At 61.2% G+C, this 14,366-nt stretch carries 14 protein-coding genes; 7 read left to right on the top strand and 7 right to left on the bottom strand.

Going from position 1 to position 14,366, the window contains the following annotated elements; all coding sequences use genetic code 11:
• Nucleotides 1-10: 10 nt before the first annotated feature.
• The 3 genes from BMX68_RS00605 to BMX68_RS00595 form a co-directional block, all read right to left on the bottom strand.
• On the bottom strand, nucleotides 11-742 hold the full coding sequence (locus tag BMX68_RS00605; protein WP_017130790.1) for a GntR family transcriptional regulator: 732 nt from the start codon (nucleotides 740-742) through the stop codon (nucleotides 11-13).
• A gap of 172 nt (nucleotides 743-914) precedes the next feature.
• Nucleotides 915-1,415 (bottom strand): L,D-transpeptidase family protein, encoded by a 501-nt coding sequence (locus BMX68_RS00600; protein ID WP_017130791.1) that lies wholly within the window; start codon nucleotides 1,413-1,415, stop codon nucleotides 915-917.
• A 33-nt stretch (nucleotides 1,416-1,448) separates the two neighbouring features.
• Nucleotides 1,449-2,006 (bottom strand): NUDIX hydrolase, encoded by a 558-nt coding sequence (locus BMX68_RS00595; protein ID WP_017130792.1) that lies wholly within the window; start codon nucleotides 2,004-2,006, stop codon nucleotides 1,449-1,451.
• Between the two features lie 146 nt (nucleotides 2,007-2,152).
• On the opposite strand from BMX68_RS00595, the gene BMX68_RS00590 reads away from it, so the two are divergent.
• The 4 genes from BMX68_RS00590 to purT all read left to right on the top strand — a co-directional run bounded on the left by BMX68_RS00590 (nucleotide 2,153) and on the right by purT (nucleotide 4,941).
• Complete coding sequence (locus BMX68_RS00590; protein ID WP_017130793.1) at nucleotides 2,153-2,752, top strand: CoA pyrophosphatase; 600 nt, start codon at nucleotides 2,153-2,155, stop codon at nucleotides 2,750-2,752.
• Between the two features lie 57 nt (nucleotides 2,753-2,809).
• Nucleotides 2,810-3,334, top strand: coding sequence for a gamma carbonic anhydrase family protein (locus BMX68_RS00585; protein WP_017130794.1), 525 nt, complete (start codon nucleotides 2,810-2,812; stop codon nucleotides 3,332-3,334).
• On the top strand, nucleotides 3,331-3,540 hold the full coding sequence (locus tag BMX68_RS00580) for a DUF1289 domain-containing protein (RefSeq protein WP_017130795.1): 210 nt from the start codon (nucleotides 3,331-3,333) through the stop codon (nucleotides 3,538-3,540). Before BMX68_RS00585 ends, BMX68_RS00580 begins: the two co-directional genes overlap by 4 nt.
• Before the next feature lie 219 nt (nucleotides 3,541-3,759).
• Nucleotides 3,760-4,941 carry a formate-dependent phosphoribosylglycinamide formyltransferase gene (gene purT, locus BMX68_RS00575; protein WP_017130796.1) on the top strand — a complete coding sequence of 394 codons (1,182 nt, stop codon included), beginning with the start codon at nucleotides 3,760-3,762 and terminating at the stop codon, nucleotides 4,939-4,941.
• A gap of 57 nt (nucleotides 4,942-4,998) precedes the next feature.
• Here the strand turns inward: purT and BMX68_RS00570 are convergent, their stop codons facing one another.
• The 4 genes from BMX68_RS00570 to BMX68_RS00555 form a co-directional block, all read right to left on the bottom strand.
• Nucleotides 4,999-6,315, bottom strand: a complete 1,317-nt coding sequence (locus BMX68_RS00570; protein WP_017130797.1) for an MFS transporter — start codon at nucleotides 6,313-6,315, stop codon at nucleotides 4,999-5,001.
• Between the two features lie 224 nt (nucleotides 6,316-6,539).
• Nucleotides 6,540-9,500, bottom strand: coding sequence for an autotransporter outer membrane beta-barrel domain-containing protein (locus BMX68_RS00565; RefSeq protein WP_017130798.1), 2,961 nt, complete (start codon nucleotides 9,498-9,500; stop codon nucleotides 6,540-6,542).
• Between the two features lie 176 nt (nucleotides 9,501-9,676).
• Nucleotides 9,677-10,918: an HlyC/CorC family transporter gene (locus tag BMX68_RS00560; protein WP_017130799.1), complete on the bottom strand. Its 1,242-nt coding sequence runs from the start codon at nucleotides 10,916-10,918 to the stop codon at nucleotides 9,677-9,679.
• A 12-nt stretch (nucleotides 10,919-10,930) separates the two neighbouring features.
• On the bottom strand, nucleotides 10,931-11,743 hold the full coding sequence (locus BMX68_RS00555; RefSeq protein ID WP_026013049.1) for a cytochrome C assembly family protein: 813 nt from the start codon (nucleotides 11,741-11,743) through the stop codon (nucleotides 10,931-10,933).
• Between the two features lie 200 nt (nucleotides 11,744-11,943).
• Between BMX68_RS00555 and ffh the strand changes: the two genes are divergently transcribed.
• From ffh to rimM, 3 genes are all read left to right on the top strand, one after another.
• The gene (gene ffh / locus BMX68_RS00550; RefSeq protein ID WP_017130801.1) at nucleotides 11,944-13,320 is read left to right on the top strand and encodes a signal recognition particle protein; all 1,377 of its coding nucleotides are present in this window, start codon (nucleotides 11,944-11,946) and stop codon (nucleotides 13,318-13,320) included.
• Nucleotides 13,321-13,570: 250 nt separating this feature from the next.
• The gene (rpsP, locus tag BMX68_RS00545; RefSeq protein WP_017130802.1) at nucleotides 13,571-13,822 is read left to right on the top strand and encodes a 30S ribosomal protein S16; all 252 of its coding nucleotides are present in this window, start codon (nucleotides 13,571-13,573) and stop codon (nucleotides 13,820-13,822) included.
• 5 nt (nucleotides 13,823-13,827) lie between these two features.
• Nucleotides 13,828-14,364, top strand: a complete 537-nt coding sequence (gene rimM / locus BMX68_RS00540) for a ribosome maturation factor RimM (protein ID WP_017130803.1) — start codon at nucleotides 13,828-13,830, stop codon at nucleotides 14,362-14,364.
• The last annotated feature ends 2 nt before the right edge of the window (nucleotides 14,365-14,366 follow it).

The following is a 14,366-nucleotide window of genomic DNA, read 5'->3' as shown; positions in this document are numbered from 1 at the left end:
CCTGGGCAGGCTAACGTCGCAGCTCGGCGACGAAATCGTAATAATCGTTACGGCAATAGGTGTCGGTCAGTTCGATGGGGGTGTTGTCCTCGAGGTAGCCGATACGGGTCATCAATAGCATCGCGGTGCCGGGCTCGATGCTCACCAGGGCGGCGAAGTCCGGTGAGGCATTGATCGCGCGGATATGTTGCAGGGCGCGGACCACGGGTCGACCGATGCTGTCCAGGTATTCATAGAGCGAGTCGCCGACCTGTTCCGGCTCGGGGATCAGCGCGGCGGGCAAGGTGCTCATCTCGATGGCCATGACCGTGTCGTCGGCCTTGCGCAGCCGTTTGAGGCGCGCGACCTTGTCACTGGGGGACAGGCCCAGGCGGATCAGTTCTTCGTGGCTGGGCAGGGCGATATGGCGCTCCAGCCATTGCGAGCTGGGCGCAAAACCCTTGGAGCGGAGCATTTCGCTGAAGCTCGACAGGCGTGACAGCGGTTGCTCCAGGCGCGGGGTGATAAAGGTTCCCGAACCCTGGTTACGGCGCACCAGGCCTTGTTCGAAGAGGATCTCCAGGGCCTTGCGGGCCGTTACTCGGGAGATCCCCAACTGTTCGCTCAAGTTACGTTCCGAGGGCAATGCCTGCTCGGCTTTCCATTGGCCGGCATGAATGGCGGCTTCCAGGTTGCGCGCCAGTTGCAGGTACAACGGCGTAGGCTGGGACTCGTCGGGACGCAGGGCGAGCATATTGTTCATGTAGGATTTCCGATGCGGTTGTTGGAGGTTTTTCGCTCGGGTAGTGGCACCAAACTAATACCACTTGAATACCATGTCAATGCCACTGGTGATCTTCGAGCGCAATAAAATGCCCGGTATGACGAGCATGCCGGGCATTCTGGGTTTTGCTGGTATCAGGGTGGAGGGCGCTTCAGGGGCGAATTTCCACCAAGGTGCCGTCCTTGACCAGGCTCCACACTTCGCGCATGTCGACGTTGCGCATGCCGACGCAACCGTCGGTCCAGTCAAGGGTATGCAGCCACTGCTCCGGGTAGTCCTCGGAGTCCGGTGTGCCGTGGATCATGATCATGCTGCCGGGGTTGAGGCCTTCGCGGCGGGCGCGTGCGGCATCGCTGATATTGGGATAGGAAATGTGCATCGATAGATTGAATTTGTCGCTGGTCTTACGCCAGTCGATCCAGTAGAACCCCTCCGGTGTACGGCGATCGCCTTCAACCTGTTTCTGTCCCTTGGGGTTCCTGCCCAGAGAAATCCGGTAGGTTTTCAGTGGCTTACCGTCGCTGACCAGTTGCAACTGGTGGGCGGACTTGAGGACCAGGACCTTTTCAATCATCCGACCTTGCAGCGGGTCGGCGGAAGCCTGGGTCAGCGCGGCGAAGGACAGGCAGAAAACGGCAAGCAACCAACGCATTGAAACGGTATCCCTGAAAAATGGTGGAGTGGATTATTGGGGGTAGGCTGCTTTGGGCATCATGGGCGACACGGCTTCGTTGCGCACCGGAAACCGTTGCGTGGGGCGGTCGGCGAAAAAACATTCCAAGGTACGCCTGACAGTCTTGAACGCCAGTTCGGACCAGGGGATCTGGTGTTCTTCGAACAGTCGTACTTCCAGGCTTTCGGTGCCGGCACGGAAATCCAGGTCGGCCAATTCAGCGCGGTAGAACACATGGACCTGATTGATATGCGGCACATCGATGAGCGTGTAGATGTTCAAGTTACGTACCCGCGCATAAGCTTCCTCGAAGGTTTCCCGACGCGCGGCGTCCTCGACGGTCTCGCCGTTCTCCATGAAACCGGCCGGCAGGGTCCAATAGCCCAGGCGCGGCTCGATGGCGCGTTTGCAGAGCAGCACCTGGCTGCCCCACACCGGCAGGCAGCCGGCGACGATATTGGGGTTCTGATAATGAATGGTCTGACAATGATCGCAGACAAAACGCAGGCGCGTGTCGCCCTCGGGGATGCGTTGACTGACCGGTTTACCGCACTGGCTGCAAAACTTCATGCTGGACTCTCTGGATGGCCCGTCTATCTTCGCGTGGTCGGTCGCCTGTCGGCAAGTTGTGCTTTCGCGATATGCATCGGTTGAGGGGTTGGGCGACCTGTCGGTTTGGTGCATGATGCAGGGTAAGTCAGAAATTGAGATTAGCCATGCTGGATGAGCTACTTCGACGTATAAGCGAGCATACTCCGCGCACCCTGGAAACGGATCGACGTTTTCCCGAAGCGGCGGTATTGGTGCCGATCACGCGCAGCGAAGAGCCCGAACTGGTGCTGACCCTGCGGGCCAGCGGTCTTTCGACCCATGGTGGCGAAGTCGCGTTTCCCGGTGGTCGCCGCGATCCCGAAGATCCCGATCTGGTCTTCACCGCGCTGCGTGAAGCCGAGGAGGAGATCGGTCTGGCGCCGGGCTTGGTGGAAATCGTTGGTCCGCTCAGTCCGCTGATCTCGCTGCATGGGATCAGAGTAACGCCGTATGTCGGGGTGGTTCCGGATTTTGTCGAATACCGGGCCAACGATGCCGAGATCGCCGCCGTGTTCAATGTGCCGCTGGCGTTCTTTCGCCAGGACCCACGTGAACACACCCACCGCATCGACTATCAGGGCCAGAGCTGGTACGTCCCCAGCTATCGCTATGGTGAATACAAGATTTGGGGGCTCACGGCGATCATGATCGTCGAGTTGATCAATCTGCTGTATGACGCCAAGATCAGCCTGCACAAGCCGCCCGAGCGGTTTATCAATCTATAGCGAAGCGTACAGGCCATCATCTGCATGGCGTCGTAGCCGATCCGTGAGGACTACCGTATGAAATACCGTTTGGGCGACTTTCGCGTCGAAGCCCACCCGCGGAGCTGGGTGGCCCCCAATGCCGTGCTGGTGGGCAAGGTCAAGCTGCAAGAGGGTGCCAACGTCTGGTTCAACGCGGTGTTGCGCGGTGATAACGAGTTGATCCTGATCGGTCGTAACAGTAACGTCCAGGACGGTACGGTGATGCACACCGACATGGGGTATCCGCTGACCATCGGCACTGGCGTGACCATCGGTCATAACGCCATGCTGCATGGCTGTACCGTGGGCGACTACAGCCTGATCGGCATCAACGCGGTGATTCTCAATGGTGCGAAGATCGGCAAGAACTGCATTATCGGCGCCAATTCGTTGATCGGCGAAGGCAAGGAAATTCCCGATGGTTCGCTGGTGATGGGATCGCCGGGCAAGGTGGTGCGTGAGCTGACCGAGCCGCAGAAGAAGATGCTCGAAGCCAGTGCCGCGCACTATGTGCATAATTCGCAGCGATACGCTCGCGAGCTGCGGGAAGACCTCGAATGACGCCGCTGGAGCGCCCTGTGCCCTCGCCCTGCGTCAGTATCTGTGCGTTGGATGAGCAGGATGTCTGCACCGGCTGCCAACGCACGGTCGAGGAAATCACCGGTTGGAGTCGGATGGATAACGTCGAGCGTCGCGAAGTGCTCGGGCGTTGCCACGAGCGGGCCAAGTCTAGCGGCTTGCTGTGGATGGCGAACGCCAGGGCCTGACTATCGGCACGGTGTGAAAGTGGCCCCTTGCAGCGAGCGGACTTGCCCGAATGCAGCGACCGACGGCTCTTCAGCGGCACTCGACGCCCGCTGCTCCGGCGCCCATGGAATCCGGCCTGAAACGATTGGCTCCAGTTCATGTAAAATGCCCGCCTTTAATTCCCAATAGGTGGCCGGTGATGGGGCACCTTCGATGATCTGCTTCCTTGAGGACCTGAAATGACCCGTATCGGAACTCCACTGTCGCCGACCGCGACGCGCGTATTGCTCTGTGGCTGTGGTGAGTTGGGCAAGGAAGTCGTCATCGAGTTGCAACGCCTGGGCGTCGAAGTGATCGCGGTTGACCGTTATGCCGATGCGCCGGCCATGCAGGTGGCGCATCGCAGCCATGTGATCAACATGCTTGACGGAGCGGCTCTGCGAGCGGTGATCGAAGCCGAGCAGCCGCACTTTATCGTCCCTGAAATTGAGGCCATTGCCACTGCCACCCTGGTGGAGCTGGAGGCCGAGGGCTTCACCGTGGTGCCGACCGCCCGCGCCGCGCAGTTGACCATGAACCGTGAAGGTATCCGGCGCCTGGCCGCTGAAGAACTGAAACTGCCGACCTCGCCTTACCACTTCGCCGACACCTTCGAGGCCTACAGCCAGGCCGTTGAGGATCTGGGCTTTCCGTGCGTGGTCAAGCCGGTGATGAGCTCCTCGGGCAAGGGCCAGAGCCTGCTACGTGGCGTCGATGATGTGCGCAAGGCCTGGGATTATGCCCAGGAAGGCGGGCGCGCCGGTAAAGGCCGGGTGATCGTCGAGGGCTTTATCGACTTTGACTACGAAATCACCTTGTTGACTGTGCGCCACGTCGGCGGCACCACGTTCTGTGCGCCGGTCGGCCACCGTCAGGAGCAGGGCGACTACCAGGAGTCCTGGCAGCCACAGGCGATGAGCCCGGTGGCCCTGGCCGAGTCGGAGCGAGTCGCCAAGGCGGTGACCGAAGCCTTGGGCGGGCGTGGCATGTTTGGCGTCGAGTTGTTCATCAAGGGCGACCAGGTCTGGTTCAGCGAAGTGTCGCCGCGTCCCCATGACACCGGGATGGTCACCATGATTTCCCAGGATCTGTCGCAGTTCGCGTTGCATGCTCGGGCCATTCTCGGCTTGCCGATCCCGTTGATCCGTCAGTTCGGCCCATCGGCCTCGGCGGTGATCCTGGTGCAAGGGCAGTCGAGCCGGACTGCTTTCGCCAACCTTGGCGCGGCGTTGAGCGAGCCAGATACCGCCCTGCGCCTGTTCGGCAAGCCAGAAGTCAACGGCCAGCGTCGCATGGGTGTAGCGCTGGCGCGTGATGAGTCGATCGAAGCCGCGCGGGCCAAGGCGACCCGTGCGGCGCAGGCTGTTGTGGTAGAGCTGTAGCCGTAGCGCTCTTCGCGGGCTTGCCCGCGAAGAGGCCGTCAAGACCTCACCGTCCGATCAGGCTACTTTGTTCAGATCGCTGTAGCGCGTTTCCTTCAAGCAGAAAATCGCTATCAGGCTCAACGCCGCCGCTCCCGATACATACCCGCCGACCCAGCTCAGACCGCCCATTGTCACCAGTTTCTGGGCAAAGAACGGCGCAGCCGAGGCCCCGACGATACCACCCAGGTTATAGGCCGCCGAGGCGCCGGTGTAACGCACGTGGGTAGGAAACAGCTCCGGCAGCAACGCGCCCATCGGCGCGAAGGTAATCCCCATCAGGAACAGTTCCAGGCACAGGAACAGTGCGACACCGGTGGTCGAGCCATGCCCCAGCAGTGGTTCCATGGTGAAACCGGACAGCAGTGCCAGCACACCGCCAAGAATCAGCACTGGCTTGCGTCCGAAGCGGTCGCTGGCCCAGGCCGCCAGTGGTGTGGCCGCGGCCATGAACAGCACGGCAAAACACAGCAGCCCGAGGAAGGTCTCGCGGCTATAGCCAAGGTTGGCCACGCCATAGCTCAGGGAAAATACCGCCGAAATATAGAACAGCGCGTAACACACCACCATGGCCGCCGAGCCCAGCAACACTGGCACCCAGTAGCGGCTGAACAGCTCGACCAGCGGTATCTTCACCCGCTCCTGGCGTGCCACGGCATGGGCGAAGACCGGACTTTCCTCAAGCTTGAGACGAACGTACAGGCCGACGATCACCAGCGCGGCACTGAGCAGGAACGGAATGCGCCAGCCCCAGGAGCGGAACTGCTCGTCGCTCAAGGTCATGGCGAGGATCAGGAACAGGCCGTTGGCGGCGAGAAAGCCGATCGAAGGCCCCAGTTGCGGAAACATGCCGAACCAGGCGCGCTTGCCTTCGGGGGCGTTCTCGGTTGCCAGTAGCGCGGCCCCACCCCATTCACCGCCCAGTCCCAGGCCCTGGCCGAAGCGCAGCAGGCACAGCAGAATCGGTGCCCAGGCACCGAGGGTCGCGTAACCGGGCAGCACGCCGATCAGCGTGGTGCAGATGCCCATCAGCAGCAACGAGGCGACCAGCGTCGATTTGCGCCCGATGCGATCGCCGAAGTGGCCGAACAGGATCGAGCCCAGCGGGCGGGCGAGGAACGCGATGCCGAAGGTGAGGAATGCCGAGAGCATCTGCGCGGTGCTATCGGTCTGTGGAAAAAACACCGGGCCGATCACCAGCGCTGCAGCGGTGGCATACACATAGAAATCGTAGAATTCGATGGCGGTGCCGATAAAGCTGGCGGTTGCCACTCGCGAGGTGGAGTTCAGCGGTTTGTTCGGCGTGGCATCGTCAAAGGTGCTGCTGGAGGTCATTGCGAGCTTCCCTGAAAGTCTTGCACGTAGGCATTATTAGTATGGGTACAAGACTCTATACCAGGTCGGCCTCACCGTTCACGCACTGGCGTGTTCTCGGGATACAGCAGGCCGCCTTTCGCGCCCATGCGGAGGTTGCGGGGTAGCGGTGCAGTCCGCTCCCCGTGATCGCAAGCTCGCTGGGCAATCCAACGCCAGATGGCTATCAAACTAGCTTGCTGCGATTAGAAACTCATCTGCCATTGGCCGATCAGCCCGTGATTGCGGCTGTTGCTGCCGATTTCGCCGGTATAGCCGATGCCCAGGCTGTGCCGCGCCGACAGGCCCACATCCAGCCCGGCCTCCAGCAGCAGGCTGTCGTGGTCCAGCGCGCTGCCTTCGACGTTGAATGCGCTACCGCCCATCAAGAAGGCCTGGCGAGTGTTGCTGTCGACATCGCCGTAGGTGTGTTTCCAGCCGGCGCTGAGCCGTGGCGTCAGGCTGATACCGTTCTCCAATTGGCTCAGGTGCGCCAGGCGCAGACCGAAGGTGCTGGTGAAGTTGTCCTGGGTTTGTCCGTCGACGTGCAGCGCCGCGGCACCGCCTTTTTCGTTGTAGCTGTCGCGCTGGTAGCGCTGGTAACCGAGGGTGGCGAACGGCTCGGCACTCAGGCGCCCGCTGCCCATGGCGTAACCCAGTTCGGCGAAAGCCTGCTGGCTGTTGGCATCATAGTCACCCTTGGGGCGGTCGCTAAAGCCATTGAAGGACACGGTACGTTTGCTGTCGCCCTGATGCCCGCTGTAGGCGGCGCCCAGGCGCAACGCAAGGGCGCCGCTCTGGTGCATGGCATAGAGGCCGGCGTGCCAGCTATCGACGTCGCCGTCGACGCCGGTGGTGTCCAGGTCGGTCTTCGAGTAGCCGCCCAGTACACCCACGCGCCAGTCGGAATCCAGCGCCCAATCGACACCGATCACCGTGCCCTTGGTGCGTTGGGTCAAGCCGTTGCTGCCGTGTTCGCCGTCGAGCTTGCCGTAGCTGCCGATGCCTTGCAGCCACAGGCGCCCACGGGCGTTGGGGTCATTCAGGTTGCGTGCTTGGGCAGGCACGCCAGTGGCGGCAAGTACCGGCGTGTCGGTTTGATCCAGCCCGACCAGCAGCCCCGCGCCGCCGCCCAATTGATGCATGGCCGCGAGCATGCTGCTGCCCACCTGGGCGCTGGCGCCGAGGGTGGCGCTGGTGAGGTTGGCGGTGCTGCTGCCGGCCAATTGTTCGATGGCCGCGCCAGCGGTGCCGGTGGTGGTGCTGAGCAGGGCGTTATACAGCGCATTGTTGTTGCCCAGGGTGGCCAGACTATTGGCGGCACTGGCGGCGTTGCCGGTACTGGCGAACTGGTTGAAGGCGATATCGTTGCGGGTGTAGGTCAGGCCGACCTGGTTGGCACTGTAATCGAGGGTAGGCGCGAGGAAGGCGTAGTCACTGGTGACCCTGCCAAAGGTGCCGTTGATGCTGGCGGCCTGCAGCACGGTGTAATGATTCTGCCCAGGGTAGGTATCGGAGGTGAGCGCCAGGGTCGCGCCATTCAGGTAGGCGGTGCCACCGACCTGCACGGGCGCGCTGCCGCCGTTGGCATTCACGCCATAGGCCAGGGTCGAGCCGCTGGTCATGGTCAAGTCGCGGGTAATGCTGGCGGTGCCCAGCGCGGTATTGGTTTGCAAGGTGCCTTTGACCAACAGGCTGCCGACGCTGTCACCGCCAGCATAAGTCCCGCCTTCATCGACGCTCAGGTTGCCGGCAATGCCGCCTTGGTTGATCAACTTGGCGCCGCTGAAAATCTCGCCGCCGTCGCTGAAATCACCGCTACCTGTGAGGGTCCAGGCGCCTTGTTTGACGTCCAGCCATTCGAAGTTGCGGCTTTCGCCAAAACTGCCGCCGGCCGAGTCGTCCATGCTCAGGCGGTCGTTGCCGCTGCCGCCGTCGACCAGGCCGATAAAGCGGCTGGCGTTGCGCAGGATCAGCTTGTCATCGCCGCCACCCAGGTCCAAGGCCAGGCCATTGCTGCCGCTGATGGTGCCGGCGTTGATCACCGTGTCGGCAAACTCACCGACGAACTTCACCCCAAAGCCGCCCAGGCCCTGGATGGTGCCGTGGTTTTCCAGGGTCGTGGCCGCCACACCGGGACCGTCGCTACCATCGTCTACCAGGACCGCGTTGTTGGCACCGCTGACCAGCGCGCCAATGCCATTGAATACATAGCCGCCGCCGAGGGCAATACCTTCACTGCCGTTGGCAAACCCGTTTTTGTCGACGCCGCCAGCGCCTACGCCCTGAATGATTCCGTAGTTTTCGATATGGGCGATCTTGTCGATGTCCACGCCGTCACCATCACCATCCGGTTGCAGCCCCGAGAAGGCGCCGGTGATGGTGCCATGGTTGATCACCGTGCCGTCGCCGTCGGAGCCGAAGCCTGAGCCATTGCGACCGATCACTGTGCCGTAGTTGGTCAGGGTCGCGCCCAAGTCAGTGGTGATGCCGTGGCGGCCGCCGGAAATCAGGCCGTAGTTGGTCACCGTCACACCAGTGGCCGAGTCGATATCCACACCGTCGTACTTTTCGTCGGAGGAGTGAGTGTCGCCGGTGGAAATCTCGCCATAGTTGGTGATGGTCGCGTTGCCGCCGGTTTTCATGCCGTCGCTGGCATCACCGCGAATCAGCCCGCCCGCACGGTTGATGAGGGTGGTGGTGACGTTGGCGCTGCGTATCGCATCCAGGTCCAGCGCCTGACCGGTAGCCGAGCGAATGGTGCCGCTATTGTCGATCAACAGACTGCCGCTGGCGAAATTGCTGTCGATGCGCAAGGCATCGTTGGCGCCCTGGATCACGCCGCCGACACGGTTGTAGATCGAATAATTGCGCGCAGCATTGAGGTCACCCGAACTGTCGATAGCCCGTCCGCCCGTGGAGGCGATGGTGCCGGCGTTATCGATCACCACACCCTTGGTACTGGTGCCATCTTTCAACGTCACCGCGACTTTCGTCGTGCTCAGACTGCCTGGCGCCGAAACCGTCAGTGAGTCGCTGCTGCTCAAGGTTTGTGCGGTGGCGGTCGATGTATCGATTTGCACCGTCTGGGCTTGAGCCAGTTCAACCATCCCACTGCTGGCGAGCAGGGCGAGGGTGAGCGTCAGGCGACGAGGTGAAGAGGGCATGCTGGGCGACCTTATATTAATAAGCGGGCCGACCTATATAGCAAAAGGCGATTACAAGATTATGTCGGAGAGGTTACGGAAAGGGCGCCGAAATTGACTAACGGAACTCACCCCACAAGCCACTTGAGCCTGTTGCTGTCTCGCGCCAACCCGGTGGATGGCGGCGAGTGCGCTGCTTATGGCGTGATAGGTAGGGAACTGGTATGCCAGACCAGGACGCGGCTGACGCGGTTGTCCTCGGTTTCGAGGATTTCCAGGCGATAACGACCGATCTTCAGGCAGACCGAGCTTTCCGGAATGGTCTCCAGGGCTTCGGTCACCAGGCCGTTGAGGGTCTTTGGGCCATCGCAGGGCAGGTGCCAGCCCAGGCTCTTGTTCAGTTCACGGATCGATGCGGCGCCTTCGATCACCAGGCGGCCGTCGGCTTGTGGGTGAATATGCGGGTTAGCCAGGCTGTGCTCGCTTTCGAATTCGCCGACGATCTCTTCGAGGATATCTTCCAGGGTGACAATGCCAAGGACTTCGCCGTACTCGTCGACGACCATGGCCAGGCGCCGTTGCTGTTTGTGGAAGTTCAGCAATTGCAACTGCAGCGGTGTGCTCTCGGGGACGAAATACGGTTCGTGACAGGCGCCGAGCAGGGCTTCCAGGGTCAGGCTGGCATCCGCCAGCAAATGGCCTAGCTGGCGGGTGTTGAGCACCGCCTCGACTTGGTTGATATCGCTGTGGAACACCGGCAGGCGCGTGCGCTTGTTGTTTCGCAGTTGGGTGATGATCTCGTCGATCGAGTCGTCGAGGTTGATCCCATCGACTTCACTGCGTGGTACCAGGATGTCGTTGACGGTGATGTTGTCCAGCGCGTGAATCCCGGACAGCGACGTCGACCGCTTCGAATGATCCTGCCCTGGCTCGGTGTCGAGGTCGACCGGCGGCAGGTCCTCGTCGCTCTGCCTGACCGCGCCGGTCTTGCTGATAAAGGGTCGCAACAGAAGACGGGCGGCGCCGTTGAGCAGCCAGGCCACGGGATAGAGAATTTTCAGCGGGACACCGAGCAGGGCATTACCGATGGCCAGGATGGCTTCGGGGTAGCGAGCGGCGAGGAGGCGCGGCAGGTAATCGGCCAATACCAGCAACGCTACCGTGCTGGCGAGGCAGGCCAGCCAAGGGCCGTGTTCGCCCCAGAGCAACAGCGAGAGCAGGGTGGCGATGATCACCGCGACGATACGGCACAGGGTGTTGCAGAGGATCAGGCTGTTGTGCGGGAAGCTCAGGTGCGCGGCGGACCTGTCGCCCGAGCGCGAGGCCGGACGCCGTGCCGTGAGCAACTGCTGGGCGACTTCGATAGCGGTGAACAGCGCCGACCAGAGGATCAGCAGGCCCCATAGGGCGAGCAGCGGCCCGGCGGGTAGATTGTCCATAATCTCGGCCCGTCAGATGTGGAGGATGTATTCGCGGACCAGCTTGCTGCCGAAATAGGCCAGCATCAGCAGGCAGAAGCCGGCCAGGGTCCAACGGATTGCCTTGTGTCCGCGCCAGCCGAGGTGGTTGCGGCCCCATAGCAACACGCTGAACACGACCCAGGCCAGACAGGCCAGCAGGGTCTTGTGCACCAGGTGCTGGGCGAACAGGTTTTCGACGAATAGCCAGCCGGAGATCAGCGACAGCGAAAGCAGTGTCCAGCCGCCCCAAAGGAAACCGAACAGCAGGCTTTCCATGGTTTGCAGCGGCGGGAAGTTCCTGATCAGGCCGGAAGGATGTTTGTGCTTGAGCTGGTGGTCCTGCAACAGCAGCAGCAGGGCTTGAAACACTGCGATGGTAAACATGCCATAGGCAAGGATCGACAGCAGGATATGCGCAAGAATGCCCAGTTCTTCATCAATGACCTGCACCGTGCCCGACGGCGCGAACTGTGCCAGCAGCACCGTCAGCCCGCCCAGCGGGAACAGCAGGATCAGCAGGTTCTCCACGGGGATCCGCGAGCAGGCGATCAGCGTCAGGCCGATCACGGCGACGGCGATCAGGCTGGCGGCATTGAAGAAGTCCAGGCCCAGTCCGACCGGAGTCGCCAAGTGGGTGAACAGGGCAATCGCATGGGCCAGCACGGCGAAGACGCCGAGCCCGACCAGCAGGCGCTTGTCGGCCTTGGCAGACTGGCGCAGGCGAGTGCCTTGATAGAGAGTCGCAGCGGCATATAAACAGGCGGCGGCGAGGCTGGTCAGCAAACTGGGTGACAAAGAAAGCATAAGTCCTGTGAAGCAAGCCCGAAAGGCGCTGAGTTTGGCACACAACCGCCAGTCCACGAAAGACCGTGGCGCTAGTGCCGCGCCCACAGTCTCGCTATAATCCGCGACCGGCCCACGCCGTAGGCTCGCCAGGCACGCTTTTGAACACGCCGGCTGCCTATTACCTCGGTTCTATTATTAGGGGCCTCAAAGGATCGCGCATGTTTGAAAACCTGACCGACCGTCTCTCGCAGACGCTGCGCCATGTCACTGGCAAGGCCAAGCTGACCGAAGACAATATCAAAGACACCCTGCGTGAAGTACGCATGGCGTTGCTCGAAGCCGATGTCGCCTTGCCGGTGGTGAAGGACTTCGTCAATTCGGTCAGGGAACGCGCTGTCGGCACTGAAGTGTCGCGCAGCCTGACGCCGGGTCAGGCGTTCGTGAAGATCGTCCAGGCCGAGCTCGAAAGCCTGATGGGCGCCGCCAACGAAGACCTGAACCTCAGCGCCGTGCCGCCGGCGGTCATCCTGATGGCCGGCCTGCAGGGCGCGGGCAAGACCACCACGGCGGGCAAGCTGGCGCGCTTCCTTAAGGAGCGCAAGAAGAAAAGCGTGATGGTGGTGTCGGCGGACGTATACCGCCCGGCGGCGATCAAGCAGTTGGAAACCCTGGCCAACGACATCGGCGTGACGTTCTTCCCGTCCGATATCAGCCAGAAACCGGTGGATATTGCCGAAGCGGCTATCAAGGAAGCTCGTCTCAAGTTCATTGACGTGGTTATCGTCGACACCGCCGGTCGTCTGCATATCGACGCCGAAATGATGGGCGAGATCCAGCAACTGCACGCGGCGATCAAACCGGTGGAAACCCTGTTCGTGGTCGACGCCATGACCGGCCAGGACGCCGCCAACACCGCCAAGGCCTTTGGCGATGCACTGCCGCTGACCGGCGTGATCCTGACCAAGGTCGATGGCGATGCCCGTGGCGGCGCTGCGTTGTCGGTCCGCGCCATCACCGGCAAACCGATCAAGTTCCTCGGCATGGGAGAAAAGAGCGAAGCGCTCGACCCCTTCCACCCGGACCGGATCGCCTCGCGCATCCTCGGCATGGGCGACGTGCTCAGCCTGATCGAACAGGCCGAGCAGACCCTCGACAAGGACAAGGCCGACAAACTGGCCAAGAAGCTGAAGAAGGGCAAGGGCTTCGACCTTGAAGACTTTCGCGACCAGCTACAGCAGATGAAGAACATGGGCGGTCTCGGTGGCCTGATGGACAAGCTGCCGAGCATCGGCGGCGTCAATCTCGCGCAGATGGGCAATGCCCAGGGGGCGGCGGAGAAGCAGTTCAAGCAGATGGAAGCGATCATCAACTCCATGACCCCGGCCGAACGTCGCGACCCCGAGTTGATCAGCGGTTCGCGCAAGCGGCGGATTGCCATGGGTTCCGGCACCCAGGTACAGGACATCGGTCGCTTGATCAAGCAGCATAAGCAGATGCAAAAGATGATGAAGAAATTCTCGGCCAAGGGCGGTATGGCCAAGATGATGCGCGGCATGGGCGGTATGCTGCCCGGCGGCGGCATGCCGAAAATGTAAATAATCTGCGCCGGCTGTCATGTCGGCGTTGCCTCGCACGGACGCGGGGATCTCCAGCAAACCTGCGCTATGCAGGAGCTGATCTGCCGTTTTTACTGCGGCTCTATGGCAAATCTTGATTGCATGGCGCCAGGCGCCGGAAAAAGTCATTTGCAAAAGGCCGGATATTCCTTAGAATATGCGGCCTTTCGGGCACCTATGCCCGCTGTGCATTTAGATTTGCAGCACCGACTACAGGAACGATGTTCACATGCTAACAATCCGTCTTGCCCTTGGCGGCTCCAAAAAGCGCCCGTTTTACCACCTGACCGTAACCGACAGCCGCAACGCTCGTGACGGTTCGCACAAAGAACAAGTGGGTTTCTTCAACCCGGTTGCTCGTGGTCAGGAAGTTCGTCTGTCCGTGAACCAAGAGCGCGTAGCCTACTGGCTGAGCGTTGGTGCACAACCTTCTGAGCGCGTTGCTCAGTTGCTGAAGGAATCTGCTAAGGCTGCGGCCTGAGCAATATGAACGCGGCGCCTGCTTCTACCGATGATTTGATCGTTATCGGCAAGATCTATTCTGTTCATGGCGTTCGCGGCGAAGTGAAGGTTTATTCCTTCACGGATCCGATCAAAAACCTGTTGGACTACAAAACCTGGACGCTCAAGCGCGAAGGTAGCGTGAAACAGGTAGAGCTGGTGAGTGGGCGTGGGAACGACAAGTTCTTGGTCGCGAAGCTCAAGGGTCTTGATGATCGTGAAGAAGCGCGTCTTCTGGCCGGTTATGAGATTTGCGTGCCGCGCAACCTATTCCCTGAACTGACCGACGGCGAGTACTACTGGTACCAACTGGAAGGTCTCAAGGTCATCGACACCCTCGGACAACTGTTCGGGAAGATCGATCATCTGCTCGAGACTGGCTCGAACGATGTCATGGTGGTCAAGCCTTGTCCGGGCAGCCTGGATGATCGCGAACGCCTGTTGCCCTATACGGAGCAATGCGTGTTGGCTGTCGACCTTGGCGCTGGCGAGATGAAGGTGGATTGGGATGCGGACTTCTAAGC

Origin of the sequence: Pseudomonas agarici, from assembly GCF_900109755.1 — a bacterium.
Taxonomy (GTDB): domain Bacteria; phylum Pseudomonadota; class Gammaproteobacteria; order Pseudomonadales; family Pseudomonadaceae; genus Aquipseudomonas; species Aquipseudomonas agarici.
Note: the sequence above shows the minus strand (reverse complement) of the source record. Positions and strands in the feature narration are given on the sequence as shown.